Origin of the sequence: Caballeronia pedi (assembly GCF_001544915.2) — a bacterium.
Lineage (GTDB): Bacteria > Pseudomonadota > Gammaproteobacteria > Burkholderiales > Burkholderiaceae > Caballeronia > Caballeronia pedi.
This window is the reverse complement of record NZ_FCOE02000010.1, coordinates 1-24,865: the sequence shown is the minus strand read 5'-3', so window position 1 is coordinate 24,865 and position 24,865 is coordinate 1. Positions and strand designations below refer to the sequence as shown.

Sequence of the window (24,865 nt, the reverse complement as noted above, 5' to 3'; positions counted from 1 at the left end):
CGGTCGCCCAAAAGCAAACGGGATTCGTCGAAAGACGAATCCCGTTTTTCAATTGCACGCGGTTTCAGCGATGCGCGTGGTGCGCCGGCTGCGTCTCGGGCATCGCCTGCTCCGGGTGGTAGCCGAGCGATTGCGAGATTTCGAGCGCCGTGTGACTCAACTGTTTGAGCCACGCGTCCTGCAGACGGTCGGCGGGCGCGGACAGCGACAAGCCGGCGACCAGCCGCCCGGTGTCGTCGTAAATGCCCGCGGCGATGCAGCGCACGCCCAGTTCGAGTTCCTCGTTGTCGCGCGCGCAGGCTTGCTGGCGTACGAGCGACAACTCGCGCTCGAGCTTGGTGAGATCGGTGATGCTGTTCTGCGTGTGACCGGAGAGGCCGGTGCGCATCGCGTAGGCGCGCACGCGCGTGGCTTCGTCGGCGGCGAGAAAGAGCTTGCCGACCGAAGTCAGATGCAGAGGCGCACGGCCGCCGATCGCGCGCACGACCTGCATACCCGAGCGCTCCGAATACGCGCGCTCGATATAGACGATTTCGTCGCCCTGGCGCACGGACAGGTTCACGGTCTGGCCAGTCTGCCGATGCAGCTCGCGCATCGGCGGCATCGCGGCTTCGCGCACCGAAAGGCGCGCCTTCACCAGATTGCCGAGCTCCAGCAAGCGCATGCCGAGCCGATACGTGCCGGGGTCAGAACGGTCGACGAGCCGGCACAGCACCATGTCGTTCAGGATGCGGTGCGCGGTGGACGGATGCAGATCGGTGCTCTGGGCCAGCTCTTTCAGGCTGACGGGATCAGTGTGACCGGCGAGTGCGTCGAGAAGACGCATCATGCGCTCGATCACCTGGATGGAAGTCTTGGATTCCGGGTTCGTATCGCTCATCGTGAAAAATCGGTTGATGCGTCAAACAGCGGAATGGCAATTGTATCTCATAATGTGAAAAAAAGAACGCTGCCAACGAACAGGGATCGCGCCGGTCGGGCGCGGGGGCGTGGCGAGCGCCGCCGCGCCTGACTTTCGCGGATAATCGCGGTGCGTTCATATCACTTCTACAAAACAGGAAACGCCCCCATGCGAGTCGGACTATTCGTCACGTGTCTCATCGACATGATGCGCCCCGAGATCGGCTTCTCGGTCATCAAGCTGATCGAGCGCGCAGGGTTCGAAGTCGTCGTGCCGCCCTCGCAGACCTGTTGCGGCCAGCCTGCGTATAACTCGGGCGACCGGCCGCTCGCGCGCGATCTCGCCGAAAAGACACTGGGCGAGTTCGAACAGTTCGATTACGTCGTCGTGCCGTCGGGTTCCTGCGGCGGCATGATCCGCGCGCATTACGGCGATCTCTTTCGCGACGATCCGCAACTGATGAGCCGCTACGCGCGCCTGCAACCGCGCGTGTTCGAACTGACCGATTTTCTCGTGGCCGTCGCGAAAGCGCGCATGGAGCCGGGCGCGTTCGACGGCATGGTGACCTATCACGATTCCTGCTCGGGCCTGCGTGAGTTGGGCGTCAAGTCGCAGCCGCGCGAACTGCTCGCGCAGGCGGGCGTGCCGGTCACCGAGATGAGCGGCTGCGAGCACTGCTGCGGCTTCGGCGGGACATTCGCGGTGAAGTATGGCGACATCTCGACGGCGATCGTCGATGAAAAATGCGCGAATATCCGCGCGAGCGGGGCGGATGCCGTCGTGCTCGGCGATCTCGGCTGCATGCTGAACATCGAAGGGCGCCTTCGCCGCACCGGCGATACGTCGACGCGCGTGCTGCACATCGCGCAGGTGCTCGCGGGCGACGCGCAAGGTCGCGCCTGAGCGCATCGGAGAAGAGAGATCCCACATGCAAGTCCAGACGATGCACTTCAAGGCGCGCGCCGCCAGCAAGCTCGCCGATGAGCGCCTGCAGCAGAACCTCACGAAGCTCTCGACCAAGTTCGTCAGCGCGCGGGCGAGCGCGGTGCGCGACATCGACTTCGAAGCGACCCGCGCAGCGTTGAAAGAGCGTCGCGACCGCGCGCTCGACAATCTCGACGTGTGGCTCGAAACCTTCGAGCGCGAGGCGACGCGCCGCGGCGCCACGGTGCTGTACGCGGAAACGACGCAGGATGCGGCGAAACTCGTCGCGGAAATCGCCCGCAAGCACGACGTGAAGAAGGTCATCAAGACCAAGTCGATGGTCTCGGAAGAGATGCAGTTGAATCGCGTGCTCGGTGAGATGGGCGTGCAGTCGATCGAAACCGATCTCGGCGAATACATCCTGCAGATCAACGACAACGAACCGCCGAGCCACATCATCGCGCCGGTCGTCCACAAGGATAAGGAGCAGATCGCCGATCTCTTCGCCAAGACGCACAACAAGCCGCGTCTCACCGACATTCCCGAGATGACGCGCGAGGCGCGCGAAGTGCTGCGTCCGCATTTCATGTCGGCGGACATGGGCGTGACGGGCGGCAACTTTCTGATCGCGGAGACGGGGTCGGTGGCCGTCGTGACGAACGAGGGCAACGAAGGCATGTGCACGGTGATGCCGCGCGTGCACGTGGCGGTGACGGGCATCGAAAAGGTGCTGCCGACGCTCGAAGATCTCGCGACCGCGATGCGCCTGCTGCCGCGTTCGGCGACCGGCCAGACCATCTCGAACTACTTTTCGCTGTTGACCGGCCCGCGCGCGCCCGGCGAAACCGACGGTCCCGAGCATATGTACTTCGTGCTCGTCGATGGCGGGCGGACCGGGCTGATCGGCGGCGAGTTTCAGGAGATGCTGCGCTGTATCCGCTGCGGCGCGTGCATGAATCATTGCCCGGTGTATCAGAAGATCGGCGGGCATGCGTACGGCTGGGTGTATCCGGGTCCGATGGGCTCGGTGCTCACGCCGGCGTACGTCGGTATCGACAAGGCGCTCGACCTGCCGCAAGCCGCGACGCTGTGCGGCGAGTGCAACAGCGTCTGTCCGGTGGGGATTCCGTTGTCGGATCTGCTTCGAAAGTTGCGCGAGAAGCAAATGGAGCGGCGGCTGCGGCCATGGAGCGAACGCGCCGCGCTCGCGGCGTGGGGTTATCTTGCCAGGCGCCCGGCGGCGTACGCGCTCTTCACCAAGCTCGCGGTGCGCGTGCTCGAACGCATGGGCGGCAACCGGAAAACGATCTCGCGATTGCCGTTCGCTGCCGGTTGGACCGGCACGCGCGATATGCCCGCGCCGGTGGGTCGAACCTTCCGCGAGCTTTATAAGGCGCAGCGGTCCCATCTGGGATGAACGCCGCGTCGGGAAAGTGAAACGGCGCCGGAACATGCGTTCCGGCGCCGTTTGTCTGTCAGGGCGAAAGGGTCAATTGCCGACTGGCCCGGTATGCCACTTGTTGTTTCCGCCACCGTAGCTGGGATTGCCGCCACCACCGCCGCGATTTCCGCCGCCCGAATTGGCTGGCGGTGGAGTTGCGGGCCGCATCGGGGGACCGCCGACGGCCTTCGGCACCGGTTGTCCACCGCCGCCCGCCTGAGGCGGCGGACCGCCAGAAGGACGTCCGCCACCGGCCTGCGGCGGCGGGCCGCCGCGATCGCCATTGTGGGGCCGGTTGTTCCAGTTGCCCGGAGGAGGACGCCGCCAGCCAGGGCCGTCGTCCCAATAGCGGCTCGGGCCGGGACCGCCATAGTAGCCGCCCCCGTAATACCCGCCCCCGACGACCACACCCGGTTGCACGACCGGTGGACCGCCGTAGTACCCGCCACCGTAACCATATCCCGGATCGTCGTAGACACCCGGACCATAGCCGCCACCGTAGGCCGGCGCGCCTGGATAGGCTGCGCAGCCGCTCAGAAGCGCGGCGGACGACGCAAGCAAAAGACCAGCGACTGCGAATTTCATGACTTTGAACGTACCTGTCGAACCATTACTGAATAAGACACCACCGGCGCGCGGATGTCCCCGACAACTTTGTAAGCCTTTATGACGGCGCAAAACCGCTTGTTGTCGCGCGCGCAACAATCCTTTGCTTTTCAACGTCTTTTTAAGATCGCGACGATTCCGTAAGATTCGAACTGTCCGTCAGTGGATCTTTTCCCTGCGGCATATCGACGAAAGGCAGTCCCAATGAAAAAGACAATATCGACCTACTGGCCCGTTGCCATCCTGTTCCCGATCGCGCTCACGTTTTGCATGCACGCGGGCGAAGGCGGAAATGCGGCCCAGCGCCACGAGCAGATCGCCGTGGCCGACGTCAGCGCCGAACTGGCGCGCGCGATTTCCCTCGGCTTCGTCGAGGACGACGACGCGACGCCTGCTGTGGCTCCGGCGCAAAAGACGCTCTGACGCGCTCGCAATCCGCTCGCAGCCCATGTCCGGCTTGCGCCGGACACAAAAAATGGCGCCCCGCGAAGGGCGCCATTTTCGTTCCGTAACCGGACCGGCTTGTTTCTTACTTGAGCACGGCGGCGACGGCGCTCGCGACGACATCGAGGTTGCGCGTGTTCAGCGCGGCCACGCAGATGCGGCCGGTGCTCACGGCGTAGATGCCGAACTCTTCGCGCAGGCGATCGACTTGCGCGGCGCTCAGACCCGAATACGAGAACATGCCGCGTTGCTTGTCGACGAACGAGAAGTCGCGATCGACGCCGTTCGCCTTCAGACGCTCGACGAGACCGTTGCGCATCGCGCGGATGCGGTCGCGCATTTCACCCAGCTCCTGCTCCCAGGTCGCGCGCAGTTCCGGCGACGCCAGCACGGCCGCGACGATCGAGCCGCCATGCGTCGGCGGGTTCGAGTAGTTGGTGCGGATCACGCGCTTGAGTTGCGACAGCACGCGCGCGGATTCCTCCTTGCCCGTCGTGATAATCGACAGCGCGCCGACACGCTCGCCGTACAGCGAGAACGACTTCGAGAACGACGACGATACGAACACGTTCAGCTCGGCGGCCGCGAACAGACGCACGGCGGCGGAATCCGCGTCGATGTTTTCCGCGAAGCCCTGATACGCCATGTCGAGGAACGGCACGAGATTGCGCGCCTTCACGACCTCGACGATCTGCTTCCACTGATCGTCCGACAGATCGACGCCGGTCGGGTTGTGGCAGCACGCGTGCAGCACGACGATCGTGCCCGGCGCGTAGCCGTTGAGCGCCGCGAGCATGGCGTCGAAGTTCACGCCGTGCGTGGCGGCTTCGTAGTACGGGTAGTTCACCACTTCGAAACCGGCGCTTTCGAACAGCGCGCGGTGGTTTTCCCAGCTCGGATCGCTGATCGCGACGATGGCGTTCGGATTCAGACGCTTCAGGAAGTCCGCGCCGATCTTCAGCGCGCCCGTGCCGCCGAGCGCTTGCGCCGTCACGACGCGGCCAGCGGCGATCAGCGGCGAGTCGTCGCCGAGCAGCAGCTTCTGCACGGCGGCGTCATACGCGGCGATACCTTCGATCGGCAGATAGCCGCGCGGCAGCGCTGCATCGACGCGCGCTTTCTCGGCGTCGCGCACGGCGCGCAGCAGCGGAATCTTGCCTTCCTCGTTGGTGTACACACCGACGCCCAGATTGACTTTGGTCGTGCGCGTGTCGGCGTTGAAGGCTTCGTTGAGGCCCAGGATAGGGTCACGGGGAGCGAGTTCGACAGCAGAGAAAAGAGACATGATCTATCGGCAGTGAAGGAAGGACGTGCAGCGGAATGCAAACGGATGATGCGGATGCGCCTCGAAAACATCGCGCAGAAAGACGCAGAGCGCGGCGACCAACGGCTCGAAGCCGTTGAGCCCAGCCGCACATTGTAGCGAATCCGGGCCGGCTTTTTCGGCGCGGCCACCCGAAGATGCGTGTTTTTCACGCAGGCGCCGGTTCGGCCGGTGCCGAGCGGGTTTTCCGCCAGCCGCTAGAATGAGTGTTTGCCCCGGCGAAGACTCAGGTTCTCATGTCCGATACTCTTATCGAAACGCCCGACGCACTGGACGAATCGAAATTCGTCACGTTCGACGGTTCGCCGTTCCAGCTTTATCAGCCGTATCAGCCCGCCGGCGATCAGCCCGACGCCATCGCCACGCTCGTCGAAGGCGTCGAGGACGGCCTGTCGTTCCAGACGCTGCTTGGCGTGACCGGCTCCGGCAAGACCTTCACGATGGCCAATGTCATCGCGCGCATGGGCCGCCCGGCGATCGTCTTCGCGCCGAACAAGACGCTCGCCGCGCAGCTCTACGCCGAATTCCGCGAGTTCTTTCCGCGCAACGCGGTCGAATACTTCGTCTCGTACTACGACTACTACCAGCCGGAAGCGTACGTGCCGCAGCGCGATCTCTTCATCGAGAAGGATTCGTCGATCAACGAGCACATCGAGCAGATGCGGCTCTCGGCCACCAAGAGCCTGCTGGAACGGCGCGATGTGGTGATCGTCGCGACGGTTTCGGCGATTTACGGTATCGGCAATCCGTCCGAGTACCACAAGATGATTCTCACGCTGCGCACCGGCGACAAGTTAGGCCAGCGCGACGTCATCGCGCGCCTGATCGCGATGCAGTACACGCGCAACGAGGCCGATTTCCAGCGCGGCTCGTTCCGCGTGCGCGGCGACACCATCGATATTTTTCCGGCGGAACACGCGGAAATGGCGGTGCGCGTCGAGCTTTTCGACGACGAAATCGAGTCGATGGTTCTGTTCGATCCGCTCACCGGCCGCACCCGCAACAAGATTCCGCGTTTTACCGTGTATCCGTCGTCGCACTATGTGACGCCGCGCGACACCGTCATGCGCGCGATCGAGACGATCAAGCTCGAACTGCGCGAGCGGCTCGAGTTCTTTCACAGCCAGGGCAAGCTCGTCGAAGCGCAGCGGCTGGAGCAGCGCACGCGCTTCGATCTGGAAATGCTGCAGGAACTCGGTTTCTGCAAAGGCATCGAGAACTATTCGCGGCATTTCTCGGGCGCGGCGCCCGGCGAGCCGCCGCCGACGCTCGTCGACTATCTGCCGCCCGACGCGCTGATGCTGCTCGACGAATCGCACGTGCTGATCGGCCAGTTGAACGGCATGTACAACGGCGACCGTGCGCGCAAGGAAAATCTGGTCGATTACGGTTTTCGCATGCCGTCCGCGCTCGATAACCGTCCGCTCAAATTCAACGAGTTCGAGCGCAAGATGCGTCAGGCGATCTTCGTCTCCGCGACGCCCGCCGACTACGAAAAGCAGAAGGCGGGGCAGGTGGCCGAGCAGCTCGTGCGGCCGACCGGTCTCGTCGATCCGGATATCGAGGTGCGCCCGGCGCGTTCGCAGGTCGACGACGTGCTTTCGGAAATCAATGCGCGCGTCGCGGTTCACGAGCGCGTGCTCGTCACCGTGCTCACGAAGCGCATGGCCGAACAGCTCACCGAATTTCTAGCCGATCACGGCGTGAAGGTGCGCTACCTGCACAGCGACATCGACACGGTCGAGCGCGTGGAAATCATCCGCGATCTGCGGCTCGGCACCTTCGACGTGCTGGTCGGCATCAACCTGCTGCGCGAGGGCCTCGATATTCCCGAAGTGTCGCTCGTCGCGATTCTCGACGCCGACAAGGAAGGTTTCCTGCGCGCGGAACGCTCGCTGATCCAGACCATCGGCCGCGCGGCGCGCAACGTGAACGGCAAGGCGATTCTCTACGCCGACAACATGACCGACTCGATGAAGCGCGCCATCGGCGAAACCGAGCGGCGGCGCGCCAAGCAGATCGCGCACAACGAGAAGATGGGCATTACGCCGCGCGGCGTCGAGAAGCGCATCAAGGACATCATCGATGGCGTCTACAACGCCGACGAAGCCCGCGCCGAACTCAAGGAAGCGCAGACGCGCGCAAAGTTCGAGGACATGTCCGAGAAGCAGATCGCGAAGGAACTCAAGCGGCTCGAAAAGCAGATGATGGACCACGCGAAGAATCTCGAATTCGAAAAGGCGGCCCAGACGCGCGACCAATTGGCGCTGCTGCGACAGCGCGTATTCGGGGCGAACGTGGGCGATCACGTGAGCGGTATCGGCGGAAAGTAAGCTATATGTAAGTGATTTTTAAGGTTTAATTTAAAAGGCGCGGCGGATCGAAGGGTTCGCCGCGCTTTTTTGTCGCTATGCCTGACGCGCTGATCGCGCGAAAAGCCTTGTTGCGCCTAGGTTTGTAAGCTCGCGCAAATTGTTCCGGGTGTCGAACGATGCTAAACTGACGAACATTGAGAATGGTTCGTATTAACGTTCACAGAGTCGTGCTAATGCCGCTCTGGCAACCGGTCGTCCGGCCATTCCAAACGGAGGTGTTGCCCCGGCCGGCGCTTGCTTTTCCGGGCGTCTGACGTGCCGGTCCGGTATTTCAGTGGCATAGGCTCGCGTGGCACGCGCGCCAATGGATAACAACAAGGAGTTTCTGATGGGTTCAACGTTGATGCGCGGCCTCGTCGCCGCCGCAGGTCTCACGGCGATGATGGCAGCCTCGGCCGCCGAATATCCGATCGGCAAGCAGCACATCGAGGGCGGCATGGAAACCGGCGCCGTGTACCTCCAGCCGATCACGATGGCGCCCGAAGGCATGATGCGCAAGGCGTCGGATTCTGACATCCACCTCGAGGCGGATATCCACGCGGTCAAGAACAACCCGACCGGTTTCGCCGAAGGCGACTGGATGCCGTATCTGAACGTGACGTATGAGCTCACGAAGGTCGGCACGACGCAGAGCATCAAGGGCGACCTGATGCCGATGGTCGCGAGCGACGGCCCGCACTACGGCGACAACGTCAAGCTCTTCGGCCCGGGCAAGTATCACCTGAAGCTGCACATCTCGCCGCCTACGCAGGAAGGTCACATGGCGTTCGGCCGTCACACCGACAAGGAAACGGGCGTCGGTCCGTGGTTCAAGCCGTTCACGATCGAGTACGACTTCCCGTTCGCGGGCATCGGCAAGAAGGGCGGCTACTGATCGTCCGTAGCGCCCGGCATCCCGGACCGGGCGCGTTCTTTCTCAGGAAGTACGCATGAAACTGACAAGCCAGATGGTCGCGATCGCGCTGTGCGGGTTCGCCTCCGGGATCGCACACGCCGCGGATCTGCCCACGTTCAAGCTCGAAATGAACGACGGCAAGCTCAACCCGACGCGCATCGAAGTGCCGGCGGGCCAGCGCATCAAGATCGAAGTGCACAACATCGGCAAGGGCGCGGCCGAGTTCGAAAGCGTGCAGTTGCGCAAGGAGAAGGTGCTGGCACCGGGCGCCGATTCGTTCGTTGTGATCGCGCCGCTGGACCCGGGTGAATACAAGTTTTTCGACGACTTTCATCAGAGCGCGCAGGGCGTGATCGTCGCGAAGTAACGAACCGCGCCGCGCAGCGACATCACGCTCGCGCAGCCGACTGAAGTGGAAATTGCTGGAGGTTTGGAATGGGGCAGGTACTTTTCATCGTGTGGCGTGAGAGCGTCGAGGCGTTGCTCGTCGTCGGCATTCTCTACGCGTGGCTGAAGAACGGCGATCATCAGGCGCGCCGCGGCCTGCCTTATTTGTGGGCTGGCGTCGTCATCGGTTTGCTCGCGGCCGTGGCGCTGGGCGCCGCGCTCATCGGTTTCACCGAAGTGCTGTCGGGCGACGCGCAGGACTACTTCCAGACGGCGATGGTGCTGGTCGCGTGCGTGCTGATCGTGCAGATGGTGCTGTGGATGAAGCGCCACGGCCGCACGCTTAAGCGCGATATGGAATCTTCGCTGCAAAAGAGCACGCAGGACGGGCACTGGTGGGGCATCGCGCTGCTCGTCGCGCTGGCGATCGCGCGTGAAGGCAGCGAAACGGCCGTGTTCCTCTACGGCGTGGGCTTCGGCCAATCGGGGCATGTGGACGTGTCGCAGTATGTCGCGATCATTCTCGGCTTCGGCCTCGCGCTGCTGACCTTCTACGTGCTGCAACTCGGCGGCAAGATCTTCTCGTGGCGCTCGTTTTTCCGCGTCACCGAAATCATGCTGCTGTTCCTCGCGGCGGGTCTCTTCGAAACGGGCATCGACAAGCTGATCGACATGGAAGTGCTGCCGGTGATCGTCAATCAGGTGTGGAATACGTCCTGGCTGCTCGACGATTCGAGTACCTTCGGCTCGCTCGTTGCTACACTGACGGGCTATCGCGCGCATCCGGCAGGCATGAACCTGGTTGCGTACGCGATGTACTGGGTCGTCATCTATCTCCTGATGCGCCATTCGAAAAACCAGATGGCGCAAAAACAAAAGGCGGCAAGCCGTCCAGCATGAGTTCTGTAATGCCTAGACCGGGCCGGCTTCAGCAAGCCGGCCACTGGATGCAGCGTCACGGCAGCGCGATCCGCATGATTCAGTGGGTCGTGGTTGCCGTGTACGCGTTTCTGATCGTCGTGCCCGCCGTGATGCCGCTGCCCGATGGCTCCGCGCATCTGTGGAGCAATCTCACGCTCGCCGCGCAGTTCGTGTTCTGGGGCATCTGGTGGCCGTTTGTGCTGCTCTCGATGGTCATGCTCGGACGCGTGTGGTGCGGCGTGCTGTGTCCCGAAGGCGCGCTGTCCGAGTTCGCTAGCAAGTTCGGCCGCGGCTGGGCGATTCCGCGCTGGATGCGCTGGGGAGGCTGGCCGTTCGTCGCATTCGGATTGACGACCATCTACGGCCAGATGGTCAGCGTCTATCAGTACCCGAAGGCCGTGCTGCTCGTGCTCGGCGGCTCGACCGTGGGCGCGATGATCATCGGCGTGCTGTACGGCCGGGAAAAGCGCGTGTGGTGCAAGTATCTGTGCCCGGTGAACGGCGTGTTCTCGCTGCTCGCGCGGCTCGCGCCGTTTCACTTCAAGGTCAGCGAAGACGCATGGCGGCGCTCGTACAAAGAAGGCGAGCACGGTCATCGCGTGATTCCGATCAACTGCGCGCCGCTCGTCCCGCTGCGCAACATGAAGGGCGCGCAGGACTGCCACATGTGCGGCCGCTGCAGCGGCCATCGCGATGCGATCGCGCTCACGTGGCGCTCGCCATCGGATGAAGTCGTCAAGCTCGGCGACAAGGCCGCGAACCCGTGGGACACCGCGCTCATTCTGTACGGCCTGCTCGGCATCGCGATCGGCGCGTTCCACTGGACCGTGAGCACATGGTTCGTCGACCTCAAGCAATATCTCGCGGCCTGGCTGATCGATCACAACATTCTCTGGCCGCTCGACACCAACGCGCCGTGGTTCCTGTTCACGCATTATCCGGAACAGAACGACGTCTTCTCGTGGCTCGACGGCACGATGGTCATCGGCTATATCGTCGCGACGGGGCTCGTGTATGGCACCGCGCTGCTCGCGCTGCTCGCGGCGGGCGCACGCATGCTCGGCAAGCTCGAAGCGACGCGTCTGCATCACCTGACGCTCGCGCTGGTTCCGCTCGCGGGCTGCGGCGTGTTCCTCGGGCTTTCGGCGACGACCGTATCGCTGCTGCGCGCCGAGCATGTGCCGCTCTGGTGGGTGACGGATCTCCGCCTCGGCCTGCTCTTCATCGCGAACGCATGGAGCGCGTGGCTCGCGTGGCGCGTGACGAGCCGCTATGCGTCCACCCTTGTTCCGCGTGTGCTCACGATGGTATGGTTTATGGCTGCGCTGGCCGTTGCGGACAGCGCGTGGTACCTGATGTTCTGGGGCTTCAGCCGATAAACCGTCCACGCCGTGTCGCACGGCAACGAGAGCGAGAAGTGAGAACCAAACCCGTATTGACCGACGAAGACGTCAAGTCCATGGCCGCCGCCGCCGAGGCGCATGCCAGAGAACACAACTGGAACGTGACGATTGCGATCGTCGACGATGGCGGGCATCTGCTGCATCTGCATCGTCTGGACGGAGCGGGCGCCAGCACCGCCGAAATGGCGACCGGCAAGGCGCGCACCGCCGTGCTCGGACGCCGCGAAACCAAGGTCTACGAAGACACCATCAAACAGGGCCGCACGGCGTTCCTGAGCGCACCGATGACCGCCATGCTCGAAGGCGGCGTGCCGATCTTCGTGGGCACGGATATCGTCGGCGCGGTGGGCGTGTCGGGTGTGAAGTCGGATCAGGACGCGCAGATCGCGAAGGCAGGCATCGCGGCGCTGGGTATCGAAAACGTCTGATCGTCTGCCGGAAAACAAAAACGGCACGCCTTCCCGAGAAGCGCGTGCCGTTTGCTCGATCATCAATGCGTGGCCTGTCTGTCAGGGCACATCGCAAAAGCGCAGGAACCAAAAAAAGCGGCTTCGCTTGCTATCGACGACTGGCTGGTGTTTGCACGAAGGGGTCTAAATTCTCGCGTGCAAGTCGTCCTCGCTGGCTAAGGCCAAACACCTCTTGGCGAGGTGGTCCCCACAATACCCGGTACGTACTGCGTGTTCTTTCTCGCGCGTTACTTCGTCAGGATCAGCTTGCCCAGACGCGTTGCGCGCAACTGATAGGTCTCCCCGTTATGCACGATGCTCACGTGGCTGCGTCCCTGCAGCAGCGCGTCGCTCTTGAGCGAGCGCTCGCCGTTGCTTTCCGCTGCGTGCTCGACGTGCACCGTGGTAACGGTGGTCGCCTTCGGGCGGGTGATCGCGGCGTCGCGGACAGCCGGGCGGCGCAGCCTGAGCGTGGAGGATCGCAGCGTGTCGGTCATGTCGGAAGTGTGCGTTCGTTGATTCGATGGGTCTATAGTAAATGATAACCATTCCTATTTGCAACTAGACTTTCCGATCGGAACGCAACTTTTGATAGCCAGACTCGATGCGGCGGCGAAACATTCGCTGCCGCGTCGTCGAAACGTTCAATGCAGCGGACTTTCGTCCTTGCGACCGTGCACGAACTGGCGAATCAGCCGCACGGTATCGATATCCGATTCGCGATACGCCGACTTCACGATCTCCTGCGTCTGACGTTCGTCGGGGGTCGGGTGATCGTTCTCCGGCAGCGTTGTGCTGTAGGTGAAGCGCAGGAAGAGCTGATGCTCGTCGGGCTGCTCGATCGCCATTGTGAGCGAGCCGCCGACGTACTCGGCGGTTGGCAGGATGTCGTAGCGCACGCTCGCGCCGGGAGAGAGCGTCACGCGATCGCGCACGGTTGCCTGGCCGTAATGCAGTTCACGCTCCATCGTTTCGCCATCGCGCGAAAGGATGTCGCAGCTATCCAGCCCGAGCACGAACAATTGCGGCTGCTCGGCGCGCAGGACGAGCCCCTCCCAGAGCTGCTCGCGCGTGAGCGACTCGACGAGCGGGTTAAGCGGATCGTTGATCTGGATCAGGTGTTCGAAATTCAAGACGACGTTTCCTTGGACGTTCGTGGTGCCCGCAATGCATCACTGCGGCGTGAGCCCGGACTCGATGTGAATCGCGCCGGACAGGACCTTGTGCATCGGGCACGCATTGGCAATTTGCAAAAGGCGTTCCCGCTGTTCGTCGGAGAGCGCGCCCGTGAGCGCGATGCGGCGCTCGATGTTCGTGCCTTGCGCGACACTCTTCATCGACAGCTCGACGTGCACCGATTCCAGCGGCCATTCCTTGCGCTTGGCGTACATCTTCAGCGTGATGGACGTGCACGCGCCGAGGCTCGCGAGCAGCAGCGACGCGGGTTCCGGTCCGGTGTCGCCGCCACCGAGGCTCGCCGGTTCGTCGGCGAGCCACGAATGCGTGCCGTCGCCGAGACGGACTTGAAAGTCGATGTCGCCGATCGTGGCGGTCACGGAAGGTCCGGCCATGCGTTGCTCCTGTTTCTGTTTGGATTGCAGGAATGACGAAAACGGTGCAGCAAGAACGGTCATTGTGACGCAATGCGTCCGTTCATGCCGCACCGTTTCGCTGATTCCGCTTCGGCGCGTGGGCGAGAGCGCTCAGTGCGCGATCGCGCCCATGCGGCCCGCCTGATAGTCGACGACCGCCTGACGGATCTCGTCCTCGGTGTTCATCACGAACGGACCGTAACGCACGACCGGCTCCTTCAGCGGCACGCCGCCGATCAGCAGAAGCTCGACGGGCTCGTCGCCGGCGGCGAGCGCGATCGTATCGCTGTCGTCGCGGAAGATCACCATCTGCTGCGCGCGCACCGGCTGGCTTTGCGGACCGTACAGCGCGGTGCCCGAGAGCGGATACGCGAACACGCGGTAATCGCGCGGCACGGCCAGTTCGATCTTCGCGCCCGGTTGCAACGAAAAGTGCTGATAGAGAATCGGCGTGCGCGTCTCGATCGCGGCCTTCACGCCGAGCGCCTCGCCTGCGATGACCTTCACGCGGACCTTGCCGTCCTCGCTCGTCGCGACGGGAATCTGCGCAGACGGGATTTCCTGATAATGCGGCGCGATCATCTTGTCGCGCTGCGGCAGGTTCACCCACAGTTGCAGACCGTGCACGCGGCCGCCGTTGCGCGTGAATTCCTCCGCCGGCATCTCGCTGTGCACGACGCCCGCGCCAGCTGTCATCCATTGCACATCGCCGGGGCGCAACGTGCCGGAGTGGCCCGCCGAGTCCTTATGGCCGAACTCGCCTTCGAGCATGTACGTGACGGTTTCGAAGCCGCGATGCGGATGATCGGGCGCGCCTTTCGCCTCGCCGGGCGCGTAGTCGGCGGGGCCCATCTCATCGAGCAGAAGGAAGGGATCGAAATCCATCAAAAGACGAGTCGGAAACGGGCGATGCACGACGAACCCGCCGCCTTCGACAGTGCGGGTCGCCGGAATGATGCGTTCGATGCTGCGGCTGGTGGACATGATTGCCTCGCGTCACTGATACGAAAATAAGGGAATAGCGATAAATCTGGAACACAGCGCTATTATATGGGCCGCATTTCGCTGTAAAAGACGCCCTGGCGCAATGGATTGTCCCGCTGGGGATAACGAACCGCGCGAACCCGAATCCCGAGTCCTACCGAGCGACCATGAAAGCCGACTCGCATGACCTGAACGATCTGATGTATTTCTCGCACGTCGTCGAGCGCGGCGGATTTTCGGCGGCTGAACGCGTGCTCGGCATCTCGAAGTCGCGGCTGTCGAGGCGCGTGTCGGAGCTCGAGGCGTCGCTCGGCGTACGGCTGTTGCAACGCTCGACGCGCAAGCTCGCGCTGACCGAGGCCGGCCAGCTTTTCTACCAGCATTGCCAGGCGATGCTCGCCGAAGCGCAGGCCGCCGTGAACGTCGTGCAGAGCCTGCGCGATTCGCCGCGCGGAACCGTGCGCGTGAGCGTGCCGGTGACCATCGCGCAGACGTTTCTGTCGGCGGTGATGCCGGACTTCATGCATCGCTTTCCGGAAGTGCGCGTCGTGCTGCGCGTGACGAATCGCGTCGTCGATCTGTTCGAAGATGCGATCGATGTCGCGCTGCGCGTGCGCTCGGAGCCGCCCGCGAGCTCGAACGTGGTCGCGCGTCCGCTGTGGCGCACGGAGCAGATGCTCGTCGCGGCGCCATCGCTGCTGAAGTCGAACGCGCCGCCGATGACGCCCGCCGAACTCGCCCAGTACGACACGCTCGACACGCCTTCCGCCGATGGCCGCCACGTCTATCGGCTGATTGCGCCGGATGGTACGCGTCACGAGTTCGAGCACGAGCCGAGGCTCGTCACGGCGGATCTGTCGATGATCCGCGAGGCCGTCATGCGCGGCGTCGGCATCGCGGCGCTGCCCGAGATGATGTACGGCGCGCCGCTGCGAACCGGACAGCTATCGCCCGTGATGCCGGGCTGGACCTTTCCATCGCCGCAACTCTATGCGGTCTTCCTGTCGCGGCAGGGCATGATTCCCGCAGTGCGCGCATTCGTCGATTTTCTCGTCGAGTCGATCGGCAGCGGCCAGCGCTTCCCAGGAGAATGTCCTGTTCAGGAAAGCCCGGAACGCGAAACAGTTTGACCGCACCGGCGTTTGTCATTGGTTTATGACATTGAAGCGCGCGTTTGCGATGGACAGATTCAATCGGGTGAGCCTTGAACGCCGAAAATCGCGGCGGTATATTGAAGTCTCTTTCGCTAAGGAGCTCCTATGCGAAATCTGACGGCTGCTCTGATAGTTAGCCTGATAGGGTTGATTGCACTGTCCGTGTCGACCACGGCTGCTGCATGTGACGGAACTTCTGGTTCTGGCTATACGAACCCAAAGTGACCGCCTCACCCGAATGCGCCGAGCGCGCACAAAAAAAGGCCTTCATCCGACGATGAAGGCCTTTTACTTTGTGCGCCCGCAAAAGGGCGCGTTACCGCGTTACTTGCCGCTTTTCGGCTCGGTGACGAAACCGATCTTCGTCAGCCCGCCCGATTGCGCCGCCGACATCAGATCGGCGACTTTCTCGTACGCCACCTGACGATCCGCGCGCAGGTGAATCTCCGGTTGCGGCGTCTGCTGCGCGGCCTGCGTGATGCGCGCGTTGAGCGTCGCTTCGTCGACCGGCTGATCGTCCCACAGCGTCGTGCCGTCGGCCTTGATGGCGATGTTCACGTGCGCGGGCTTCTCGTCCTGCGGCTGGCTGCTTGCGTGCGGCAGGTCGATCTTCACCGCGTGATGCATGGCCGGAATCGTGACGAGGAAGATGATCAGGAGAACCAGCATGACGTCGACGAGCGGCGTCATGTTGATTTCGCTCATCATGCCGTCGTCTTCATCTCCGGCGAATGGGCTCATGGCCATTGCGAACCTCCCGGGCTTACGACGCGCGCGTCGCGAGACGCAGGCTGTCGGAGGCGGTGTTCGTCGCGCGCTTGGTCGACGAGAGCTTCGAGCCCGTGACGAAGAACGCGTGCAGGCCGTGCGCGAAGCGGTTCAGCTTCGTGACGATGCCCTTGTTCGCGCGGGTGAGGGCGTTGTAGCCGAGCACCGCCGGAATTGCGACGAACAGGCCGAACGCGGTCATGATGAGCGATTCGCCGACCGGACCCGCGACCTGATCGATCGAGGTCTGGCCGGTCGCGCCGATCGTCAGCAGCGCGTGATAGATCCCCCACACCGTGCCGAACAGACCGACGAACGGCGACGTGGAACCGATCGACGCGAGCACCGCGAGACCCGACTGCATGCGGCCGACGCCTTCGTCCATCACGTCCTTCAGGCAGCGCGTGATCCAGTCCGACACGTCCATGCGGTCGTGCAGATGCGGCTGCGTCTGATGATGATGCTCGGCTGCTTCCTGGCCGGCCAGCGCGAGTGCGAGGAACGGGTTGTCCGCCGGGCTCGACGACTGGCTGCCGAGCTTCTTGATGCCGTCGTTGAAATCGTCGGAGTGCCAGAACGCCTGTTCGGCGTTTCGGGTCAGGCGCTTCAGGCGCACGACGTTCCACGCCTTCACGACGATGACCGTCCACGAAAGCACCGACATGATGACGAGCGCGAGCGCGATGCCGCGCGTCACGAAGTCGCCTTGCGCCCAGACGTGCGCAATCCCGTAGTTTTCCATTTCTCTTCCTTCCTTGTATCTAAAAAAACCGATCAGTCGTTCAGACTGAAAACGAATGGCACTGTGGCGGTCGCGCGAATCGCTTCGCCATTTTCCTTGTACGGGCTGCACGCGCTGCCGCGCACCGCCTCGAGCGCCGCGTCATCGAGTCGCGACGAACCGCTGCTCTTCTGCAGCGTGACGTTTTCGATCTTGCCCGACAGGCCCACCGTCAGGCGGATGACAGCCGTGCCCGTTTCGCCGCGGCGCTTGGCCATGGCCGGATAGTCTGGCTGCGCGATGTTGCAACTCAGATGTGCGACGTTCTTCGGCGCGGCCAGATCCATGCTCGGCTTGCCGATCGCGGGCGCTGCAGGAGCCACGGGTTGCGGCGGAGCGGGCGGCGTGGGTTCCGGCGCGGGCGCGGCGATTTGCGACGGCGCTTCGGTCACCGGCATCGGCGTGGGCTTCGGCTCGATCTTCGGTTTGACCTTCGGCTTGGGCTGCGGCTTCGGAACGGGCTGCGGAACCGGTTTCGGCGGCGGCGGCGTTTCGATCGCGACCGGCTGCGCCGCGGGCTGCGGCGTTTCGCTGATCAGTTGCGCGGTGATCGACTTGGCTTCGATCGGTCGCGGCAGCGGCTCGTTGCGCATCGTCAGCGCGACGCCCAGCAGCGCGGCGTGAATGACGACGACAGCGACGCATGCTGCGATCACGCGCGGATTGGCGTTCGCTGCCGGCGCCGTCTGGAAAGCGGCGGGAGTAGTGGTCGGGGACTGCATTGTTATTGTCGGCTTGGGGTGCTGCGTGAATGCTCGTTGATAGCGCTGCTTTCCACCTTGAGGTCCAACGGCTGCGCAAGCTCGGTATGGAAGAAACCAGACGACGTCATTTTCGGAAAATAAGCAGGGAGATAAACAGGGTGGCCACAAAACCGATCAGCAATTCCATCTTTCCCTCCAGGGGTAAAGGGTTGCGCGGCTGGCTTGAAGTGACCGGAAATTCGAAGGTAACCTGGCTTGCTGGAGGCAATCAAAACGACCGAACGACGCAGCGGGCAATTTCGGGCGTCGGCGGTTGGGCGCGGCACCAAGGTCGCGCGGGATGCTTCAGGCTGCCTGGCGCTCGTAGAACGTGAGCGGCGCCACCATTTCGCGCTGCTCGACGCCGCAGCGCGACGCGCAGACACCGCTTTGTGCCATTACGTCGCGAACGCTCGGCTCGCACTTGCCGCAGCACAGCGCCACGCCGAGCTCGAATTGCAGTTCGTCGAAAGAGTCCATTCCCTCGGCGATGGCGGCTCGGATCTTGCGGTCGGACACTGATTTGCAGACACAGACAATCATGATCGTTCGCGATAGCTAGCGTTAATGCGAATTATTATCATTCAGTATGGGCACCTTTGCAAGCGGGGCTCCGTGTTTTTTGTAACAGAGTGCCGAAGTTAGCGGGTTTATTGCTAGGAGCCTTGCCTGGCGGGGGAAAGCGCGCGACAAACCGAGTGCCGCGCGCGTAAAACCCTCAGACGATGTCGGGTTCTGCGAGGCGCGTACGGCGCGAAGGGATATCCACGTGCTCGACGGTGGCGTCGAGCTGGAGGAGGGAGGCCGCGAGCTGGCGCTGAGATTCGCCGTCGGCGGTGGAGCAGAAACGCGGCAGACTGTCCGGCGGCGCGGTGACGTTCTTCAGCGCGTGGGCGTCGAGCAGACGATCGAGCTGCCGCGCGATCGCGACGCTGGTATCGACGATCTGCAAACGCTCGCCCGCGATGTCGCGGATTGCGCGGTCGAGAAACGGATAGTGGGTGCAGCCGAGCACGAGGGTATCAGCGCCGGCGTCGAGCATCGGCGCGAGATAGCTTTCGAGCAGCGCCATCAACGCGGGCGACGAGGTGTCGCAGCGCTCGACCGCCTGCACCAGGCCGTGTCCCGGCTGACAAATGAAGCGGCAATCGCCCGCGTGACGGTCGAGCAGAGACTGGAACCGCGCCGAGCGCAAGGTGACGGCGGTCGCCAGCACGCCTACCACGCGTGACGTCGACACCGCCGCCGCTGGCTTCACGCCCGGCTCGACGCCGACGAGCGGAATCGGCAGACGCTCGCGCACGAGCGCGATCGACTGCGCGGTGGCCGTGTTGCACGCGACGACGAGCGCTTTCGCGCCCTGCGCGACGAGCCACTCGCCGATCGCCATCGTGCGGTCGACGATGAAATCGTCGTCGCGCTCGCCGTAGGGCGCGTGGAGCGAATCGGCGACGTAGATGAGCCGTTCGTGCGGCAGCGTCGCGCGCACGGCGCGCAGCACCGACAGGCCGCCGAGACCGGAATCGAAAATGCCGACCGGCGCGCTCGCGTCTGACGCGGCACGCTCGTTCGGCTTCAGGAAAGGTACTGCGCCCGACATCCGATTATTCGTGATCGCCCATCATGGTCTGCTGATAGTTCTGGATGCCGACCTTGTCGATCAGATCCAGTTGCGTCTCCAGCCAGTCGATGTGTTCTTCGGTGTCGTGCAGGATCTTTTCGAAGATTTCGCGCGAGACGAAGTCACGCACCGTCTCGCAATAAGCGATGGCTTCCTTGCAGGTCGACTGGGAAATCTGTTCGAGCTTCAGATCGCATTCGAGAATTTCCTTGGTCTCTTCGCCGATCAGCAGCTTGTGCAGGTCCTGCAGATTCGGCAGACCGTCGAGCATGAAGACGCGCTGGATAAGCCAGTCGGCGTGCTTCATCTCCCCGATCGATTCGTCGTACTCATGCTTGTTGAGCTTCTCGAGGCCCCAGTGCTGATACATCCGGGCGTGCAGGAAGTATTGATTGATCGCCGTCAGCTCGTTTTTCAGCTGAGAGTTCAGATATTCGATGACTTTTGCGTCGCCTTGCATGATTGTTCCTTTTTTGTAACGTGGGGCATTGAGCAAAGATAAACCTTGAGCGTGACAATGCCAAGGTTGAGAGAATATTTTTTGTTTCAGACGAAACTGAGAATGAAAATCTTTATCAGCTAGAGACGCTGCAAAGAAAAGAGCCGGGCGTTCTGCCCGGCTCTGCGCGCCCTAACGGTATAAACCGTCTTTAATTCCGGTTCAAGCCGTGGCGACCGGGATCTTTCCGATTTTCGCCTGCCATTCAGCAGGCCCCGTCTTGTGGACCGACGTGCCGCTCGAATCGACCGCGACGGTCACCGGCATGTCCTGCACGTCGAACTCGTAGATCGCTTCCATGCCGAGATCTTCGAACGCGAGCACCTTCGCTTCGCGGATCGCCTTCGACACGAGATACGCCGCGCCGCCGACCGCCATCAGATACGCGGCCTTGTGATTTTTGATCGCCTCGATGGCGACCGGGCCGCGCTCGGCCTTGCCGATCATCGAGATGAGTCCGGTTTGCGCGAGCATCATCTCGGTGAACTTGTCCATACGCGTGGCCGTGGTCGGGCCTGCCGGGCCGACGGCTTCGTCGCGCACCGGATCGACCGGGCCGACGTAATAGATCACGCGGTTCGTGAAATCGACCGGCAGCTTTTCACCCTTCGCGAGCATGTCGGCGATGCGCTTGTGCGCGGCGTCGCGGCCCGTCAGCATCTTGCCCGACAGCAGCAGCGTCTGGCCCGGCTTCCACGCGGCGACCTGCTCCGGCGTCAGTGTGTTCAGGTCGACGCGCTGGCTCGTCTCCGTGTTCGGCTCCCAGTTGACCTTCGGCCAGTCTTCGAGCGAGGGCGCTTCCAGCTTCGCGACGCCCGAGCCATCGAGCGTGAAATGCGCGTGGCGCGTGGCCGCGCAGTTCGGGATGATCGCGACCGGCTTGCTCGCCGCATGCGTCGGCGCGGCCATGATCTTCACGTCGAGCACGGTGGCGAGGCCGCCGAGACCCTGCGCGCCGATGCCGAGCGCGTTCACCTTCTCATGCAGTTCGACACGCAGCTCCTCGATCCAGTCCTGCGGTCCGCGCGCGATGATGTCCTGAATGTCGATCGGGTCCATCAGCGATTCCTTCGCCATGACCATCGCTTTTTCCGCGGTGCCGCCGATGCCGATGCCGAGCATGCCGGGCGGGCACCAGCCGGCGCCCATCGTCGGCACGGTCTTGAGCACCCAGTCGACGATGGAATCCGACGGGTTCAGCATCGCGAACTTCGACTTGTTTTCCGAGCCGCCGCCCTTGGCCGCGACCTGAACATCGACCTTGTCGCCGGGCACGATCTCGTAGTGGATCACGGCCGGCGTGTTGTCCTTCGTGTTCTTGCGGCCGCCTTCGGGCGGGCTCACGATCGACGCGCGCAGCACGTTGTCCGGGTTCAGATAACCGCGGCGCACGCCTTCGTTGATCATGTCGGTGACGCTCATCGTCGCGCCGTCCCACCGCACATCCATGCCGACCTTCACGAACACCGTGACGATGCCCGTGTCCTGGCAGATCGGTCGCTTGCCTTCGGCGCACATGCGGCTGTTGGTCAGAATCTGCGCGATCGCGTCTTTCGCGGCGGGACTCTCTTCCAGCTCGTAGGCGCGGCCGAGCGCCTGGATGTAGTCGAGCGGATGGTAGTAGCTGATGTATTGCAGCGAATCAGCGATGCTCTGAATCAGGTCTTCCTGCTTGATGACGGTCATGGCTTCAGCTCTGGGGACGAAATTATGTGCTGGCGTTCTGGACGACGCTTCACTCGATTGCGTTTCGGGGCGGCGAAAAGGATTCGTCGTGAAAGTGCTTCGGATGCGTATGCGTGGTCAGCCGGTCGACCCACGCCATGATCAGCGCGGACACGAGGAAGGCGACGTGGATGATCACCTGCCACAGCACCGTATGGAACGTATGCTGGTCCGGGTTGATGAAGGTTTTCAGCAGATGGATCGACGAGATGCTGATGAGCGCCATCGACAGCTTCACCTTCAGCACACCCGCGTTGACGTGATCGAGCCACTCGGGTTCGTCGGGGTGGCCTTCCACGCCCAGCCGCGACACGAAGGTCTCATACCCGCCGACGATCACCATGATGAGCAGGTTCGAAATCATCACCACGTCAATCAGGCCGAGCACGACGAGCATGATGTTGGTTTCGTCGAGCGTCATCGCGTGCGTGACGAGGTGCCACACTTCCTTCAGGAACAGTACGACGTAGACGCCTTGCGCGACGATCAGGCCCAGATAGAGCGGTACCTGCAGCCAGCGGCTCATGAAGATGACTTTAGGCAGCACTTTCATCGAGCCGGGCTGCGAGGGCGAGGCGGGTGAATGCTTGGGAGCGGACATGGGCGGCTATAGAGTCGATGGGGATCGAACTTGAATGATGACGGGCGAATATGACGAACCAAAACGTGCGATGCGCCGGCGAATGCGCTCGGGCGCGTTCGCGGTGTCAGGAAGCCCGCTATTGTAGCGCGTCACCGAGCGGGCCTGCCGAAAGCTTTCGGAATGCGCCGATGGAATCGGCGAGCGGTCGCTAAACGCCCGTTTCGCGCGATACGCGGCCAGCGGGGCGCGCGCCGAAACTCGCGATCGCGATGCCCGTCACCACGCACGCGAGCGCGACGCCATGCGCGAGCGTCGGCCGCTCGTCGAGGAACGCGATGCCGTAGAGCGCCGCCGCGATCGGCAGGACGGCGCAGAACACGCCCGCGACACTGCCGTCGACGTGGCGGATGCCTTTCATCCACAGCCAGAACGAGAAGATGCTGGCCGAGAGGCCGTACCACAGGACGAGCGCCCACGTATCCCAGCCGACGCTCGTCCATTCGAAGCGCGCGAGCGAGGCCGCGTCCGACCCCACGACGGGCAGCATCAGCAGAAGGCCGATCGCGTGGGTGTACGCGCAGATGTCGATGGCGGGCAGCGTCTGCGTGAGTCGGCGCGACAGGATCACGTAGAGCGATTCGCAGCACACCGCGCCGAGCACCATCAGATTGCCGCCGAACGAGCTCGCGCCCGTATCGCCGGCCTGAGCGACGTTGATGACGAGCACGCCCGCGATCGCCAGTGCGATCGACGCGAACGCGCGTCCGCCCGGCTTCTCTTTAAGAAAGAGCCACGCGAAGAGCGCGACCACGGCCGGAATCGTGCTCGTGATGACGCCGGCCGCGACCGCGCTCGTGCGCGCGACGCCGCCGAGCATCAGCAAGGTGAAGCCGAACGTGCCGAAGAACGCCTGCAGGAAAAGATTGACCCATTCGCCGCGCGCGACGCGCTTCATCTTCGACCAGCGCAAGAGCGGCCAGAGCACCGCGAGCGCGATCACGAAGCGCAACAGAGCGAAGAGCGGAACGGGAACGAAGGCGACGATCGACTTGCCGATGCCGACGTTGCTTCCGACGAGCAGCATCGCGCCGATGAGTAAGAGAGCGTAGCGATTCAAACTGGATACCGCGCTGTTAGTTCAGTTACGATTGTGGGGACGCATTGTAGAAGCCGCGCGGACTCCGTGTATACCCCGTGCCTGTCGGGCGCTTCACGTAAGTAGCGGGTAAGTTGGGCGGCTTATCTTGAAATGGAAGCAAGGGCTGGAGCGCTGCTCAGGCGCGCAACCTTGCATGCGACCGGCTTCCGGTCGCGACAACGGAGACAAGGCTCGGAGCGGGAACGCCACGCGTTTTCAGCTCTCGAACCTCACAACATGCGGCGCGCGCGGCCCATTCAGCGACGCGCGCGCCGCCGGATTTGGAAACACCATCAAAGGGGTTGTCGATGTCTGCGATCGAATCGGTTCTTCATGAAAAACGTGTGTTCCCGCCGTCCGCCAAGGCGAGCTCGGGTGCGGCAATCTCCGGCATGGACGCCTACAAGGCGCTTGTAGCGGAAGCAGAGCGTGATTACGAAGGCTTCTGGGCCCGCCTCGCGCGCGAGGCGCTTGCCTGGCACAAGCCGTTCACCAAGGTGCTGGATGAATCGAAGGCGCCGTTCTACACGTGGTTCGAGGACGGCGAGCTGAACGCGTCGTACAACTGTCTCGACCGTCATGTCGAAGCGGGCCGCGGCAACGACAACGCGATCATCTTCGAAGCCGACGACGGCACCGTCACCAACGTCACCTATCAGGATCTGCTCGATCGCGTCAGCCGCCTCGCCAACGCGCTCAGGAAGCGCGGCGTGAAAAAGGGCGACCGCGTCGTGATCTATCTGCCGATGTCGGTCGAAGGCGTCGTCGCGATGCAGGCGTGCGTGCGCATCGGCGCAACGCATTCGGTCGTGTTCGGCGGTTTCTCGTCGAAGTCGCTCAATGAACGTCTCGTCGATGTCGGCGCGGTCGCGCTCATCACCGCCGACGAACAGATGCGCGGCGGCAAAGCGCTGCCGCTCAAAAGCATCGCCGACGAAGCACTCGCCGCGGGCGGCTGCGAGAAGGTGAAGGACGTCATCGTTTATCAGCGCACGGGCGGCAAGGTCGCGTGGACGGAAGGGCGCGACGCGTGGCTGCACGAGATCGTCGAGAACGAATCGACGCAGTGCGAGCCGGAGTGGGTCGGCGCGGAGCATCCGCTTTTCATCCTCTACACGTCGGGCTCGACAGGCAAGCCGAAGGGCGTGCAGCACAGCACGGCGGGCGTGTTGCTGTGGGGCGCGCAGACGATGAAGTGGACCTTCGA

Annotated in this window: 27 protein-coding genes; 11 read left to right on the top strand and 16 right to left on the bottom strand. The window is 63.2% G+C overall.

Going from position 1 to position 24,865, the window contains the following annotated elements; genetic code table 11:
* Positions 1-64 precede the first annotated feature (64 nt).
* Positions 65-880, bottom strand: coding sequence for an IclR family transcriptional regulator (locus AWB80_RS17065; RefSeq protein WP_061175857.1), 816 nt, complete (start codon positions 878-880; stop codon positions 65-67).
* A gap of 189 nt (positions 881-1,069) precedes the next feature.
* Between AWB80_RS17065 and AWB80_RS17060 the strand changes: the two genes are divergently transcribed.
* Positions 1,070-1,804: a (Fe-S)-binding protein gene (locus tag AWB80_RS17060; protein ID WP_061175856.1), complete on the top strand. Its 735-nt coding sequence runs from the start codon at positions 1,070-1,072 to the stop codon at positions 1,802-1,804.
* A gap of 25 nt (positions 1,805-1,829) precedes the next feature.
* Positions 1,830-3,242 (top strand): LutB/LldF family L-lactate oxidation iron-sulfur protein, encoded by a 1,413-nt coding sequence (locus AWB80_RS17055; RefSeq protein ID WP_061175855.1) that lies wholly within the window; start codon positions 1,830-1,832, stop codon positions 3,240-3,242.
* Between the two features lie 72 nt (positions 3,243-3,314).
* Here AWB80_RS17055 and AWB80_RS17050 read toward each other — a convergent pair whose 3' ends face one another.
* Complete coding sequence (locus AWB80_RS17050; protein WP_087131362.1) at positions 3,315-3,851, bottom strand: hypothetical protein; 537 nt, start codon at positions 3,849-3,851, stop codon at positions 3,315-3,317.
* Positions 3,852-4,076: 225 nt separating this feature from the next.
* Between AWB80_RS17050 and AWB80_RS17045 the strand changes: the two genes are divergently transcribed.
* On the top strand, positions 4,077-4,295 hold the full coding sequence (locus AWB80_RS17045; RefSeq protein WP_061175854.1) for a hypothetical protein: 219 nt from the start codon (positions 4,077-4,079) through the stop codon (positions 4,293-4,295).
* A 106-nt stretch (positions 4,296-4,401) separates the two neighbouring features.
* Here AWB80_RS17045 and AWB80_RS17040 read toward each other — a convergent pair whose 3' ends face one another.
* Positions 4,402-5,601 carry an amino acid aminotransferase gene (locus AWB80_RS17040; protein ID WP_061175853.1) on the bottom strand — a complete coding sequence of 400 codons (1,200 nt, stop codon included), beginning with the start codon at positions 5,599-5,601 and terminating at the stop codon, positions 4,402-4,404.
* 275 nt (positions 5,602-5,876) lie between these two features.
* Here AWB80_RS17040 and uvrB point away from each other — a divergent pair, with 275 nt between their 5' ends.
* The 6 genes from uvrB to AWB80_RS17010 all read left to right on the top strand — a co-directional run bounded on the left by uvrB (position 5,877) and on the right by AWB80_RS17010 (position 12,049).
* Positions 5,877-7,973, top strand: a complete 2,097-nt coding sequence (uvrB, locus tag AWB80_RS17035) for an excinuclease ABC subunit UvrB (RefSeq protein ID WP_061175852.1) — start codon at positions 5,877-5,879, stop codon at positions 7,971-7,973.
* A 370-nt stretch (positions 7,974-8,343) separates the two neighbouring features.
* Positions 8,344-8,889 (top strand): iron transporter, encoded by a 546-nt coding sequence (locus tag AWB80_RS17030; protein WP_061176029.1) that lies wholly within the window; start codon positions 8,344-8,346, stop codon positions 8,887-8,889.
* Positions 8,890-8,944: 55 nt separating this feature from the next.
* On the top strand, positions 8,945-9,277 hold the full coding sequence (locus tag AWB80_RS17025) for a cupredoxin domain-containing protein (protein WP_061175851.1): 333 nt from the start codon (positions 8,945-8,947) through the stop codon (positions 9,275-9,277).
* A 68-nt stretch (positions 9,278-9,345) separates the two neighbouring features.
* Positions 9,346-10,197 carry an FTR1 family iron permease gene (locus AWB80_RS17020; RefSeq protein ID WP_061175850.1) on the top strand — a complete coding sequence of 284 codons (852 nt, stop codon included), beginning with the start codon at positions 9,346-9,348 and terminating at the stop codon, positions 10,195-10,197.
* Entirely contained in the window at positions 10,194-11,597 is a 1,404-nt protein-coding gene (locus AWB80_RS17015; RefSeq protein WP_208635659.1) for a 4Fe-4S binding protein, read from the top strand. The genes AWB80_RS17020 and AWB80_RS17015 overlap by 4 nt, the downstream gene beginning before the upstream one ends.
* A 38-nt stretch (positions 11,598-11,635) precedes the next feature.
* Entirely contained in the window at positions 11,636-12,049 is a 414-nt protein-coding gene (locus AWB80_RS17010; RefSeq protein ID WP_061175848.1) for a GlcG/HbpS family heme-binding protein, read from the top strand.
* Positions 12,050-12,318: 269 nt separating this feature from the next.
* Here the strand turns inward: AWB80_RS17010 and hemP are convergent, their stop codons facing one another.
* From hemP to AWB80_RS16990, 4 genes are all read right to left on the bottom strand, one after another.
* Positions 12,319-12,567: a hemin uptake protein HemP gene (gene hemP, locus AWB80_RS17005; protein ID WP_061175847.1), complete on the bottom strand. Its 249-nt coding sequence runs from the start codon at positions 12,565-12,567 to the stop codon at positions 12,319-12,321.
* Positions 12,568-12,714: 147 nt separating this feature from the next.
* The gene (locus AWB80_RS17000; protein WP_061175846.1) at positions 12,715-13,203 is read right to left on the bottom strand and encodes an SRPBCC family protein; all 489 of its coding nucleotides are present in this window, start codon (positions 13,201-13,203) and stop codon (positions 12,715-12,717) included.
* A 39-nt stretch (positions 13,204-13,242) separates the two neighbouring features.
* Complete coding sequence (locus AWB80_RS16995) at positions 13,243-13,641, bottom strand: OsmC family protein (RefSeq protein WP_061175845.1); 399 nt, start codon at positions 13,639-13,641, stop codon at positions 13,243-13,245.
* A gap of 132 nt (positions 13,642-13,773) precedes the next feature.
* The gene (locus tag AWB80_RS16990) at positions 13,774-14,646 is read right to left on the bottom strand and encodes a pirin family protein (RefSeq protein ID WP_061175844.1); all 873 of its coding nucleotides are present in this window, start codon (positions 14,644-14,646) and stop codon (positions 13,774-13,776) included.
* Positions 14,647-14,813: 167 nt separating this feature from the next.
* Here AWB80_RS16990 and AWB80_RS16985 point away from each other — a divergent pair, with 167 nt between their 5' ends.
* Positions 14,814-15,776, top strand: a complete 963-nt coding sequence (locus tag AWB80_RS16985; RefSeq protein ID WP_061175843.1) for a LysR family transcriptional regulator — start codon at positions 14,814-14,816, stop codon at positions 15,774-15,776.
* 348 nt (positions 15,777-16,124) lie between these two features.
* On the opposite strand, the gene AWB80_RS16980 is transcribed toward AWB80_RS16985, so the two are convergent.
* The 9 genes from AWB80_RS16980 to AWB80_RS16940 all read right to left on the bottom strand — a co-directional run bounded on the left by AWB80_RS16980 (position 16,125) and on the right by AWB80_RS16940 (position 23,637).
* A complete protein-coding gene (locus AWB80_RS16980; protein ID WP_061175842.1) occupies positions 16,125-16,547 on the bottom strand; it encodes an ExbD/TolR family protein in 423 nt (140 codons plus the stop codon).
* A 16-nt stretch (positions 16,548-16,563) separates the two neighbouring features.
* Positions 16,564-17,310 carry a MotA/TolQ/ExbB proton channel family protein gene (locus tag AWB80_RS16975; RefSeq protein WP_061175841.1) on the bottom strand — a complete coding sequence of 249 codons (747 nt, stop codon included), beginning with the start codon at positions 17,308-17,310 and terminating at the stop codon, positions 16,564-16,566.
* A 32-nt stretch (positions 17,311-17,342) separates the two neighbouring features.
* On the bottom strand, positions 17,343-18,071 hold the full coding sequence (locus tag AWB80_RS16970; RefSeq protein ID WP_061175840.1) for an energy transducer TonB: 729 nt from the start codon (positions 18,069-18,071) through the stop codon (positions 17,343-17,345).
* Between the two features lie 327 nt (positions 18,072-18,398).
* A complete protein-coding gene (locus tag AWB80_RS16965; RefSeq protein WP_061175839.1) occupies positions 18,399-18,635 on the bottom strand; it encodes a (2Fe-2S)-binding protein in 237 nt (78 codons plus the stop codon).
* Positions 18,636-18,810: 175 nt separating this feature from the next.
* Positions 18,811-19,692 (bottom strand): glutamate racemase, encoded by an 882-nt coding sequence (murI, locus tag AWB80_RS16960; protein ID WP_061175838.1) that lies wholly within the window; start codon positions 19,690-19,692, stop codon positions 18,811-18,813.
* A gap of 4 nt (positions 19,693-19,696) precedes the next feature.
* Positions 19,697-20,173 carry a bacterioferritin gene (bfr, locus tag AWB80_RS16955; protein WP_061175837.1) on the bottom strand — a complete coding sequence of 159 codons (477 nt, stop codon included), beginning with the start codon at positions 20,171-20,173 and terminating at the stop codon, positions 19,697-19,699.
* A 201-nt stretch (positions 20,174-20,374) separates the two neighbouring features.
* Positions 20,375-21,898, bottom strand: a complete 1,524-nt coding sequence (locus AWB80_RS16950; protein ID WP_061175836.1) for a fumarate hydratase — start codon at positions 21,896-21,898, stop codon at positions 20,375-20,377.
* Positions 21,899-21,947: 49 nt separating this feature from the next.
* A complete protein-coding gene (locus AWB80_RS16945) occupies positions 21,948-22,538 on the bottom strand; it encodes a TIGR00645 family protein (protein ID WP_061175835.1) in 591 nt (196 codons plus the stop codon).
* Between the two features lie 190 nt (positions 22,539-22,728).
* Entirely contained in the window at positions 22,729-23,637 is a 909-nt protein-coding gene (locus AWB80_RS16940) for a DMT family transporter (RefSeq protein ID WP_061175834.1), read from the bottom strand.
* A 329-nt stretch (positions 23,638-23,966) separates the two neighbouring features.
* Between AWB80_RS16940 and AWB80_RS16935 the strand changes: the two genes are divergently transcribed.
* A partial coding sequence (locus AWB80_RS16935; RefSeq protein ID WP_143328063.1) for an AMP-binding protein occupies positions 23,967-24,865 on the top strand: 899 nt, incomplete at its 3' end.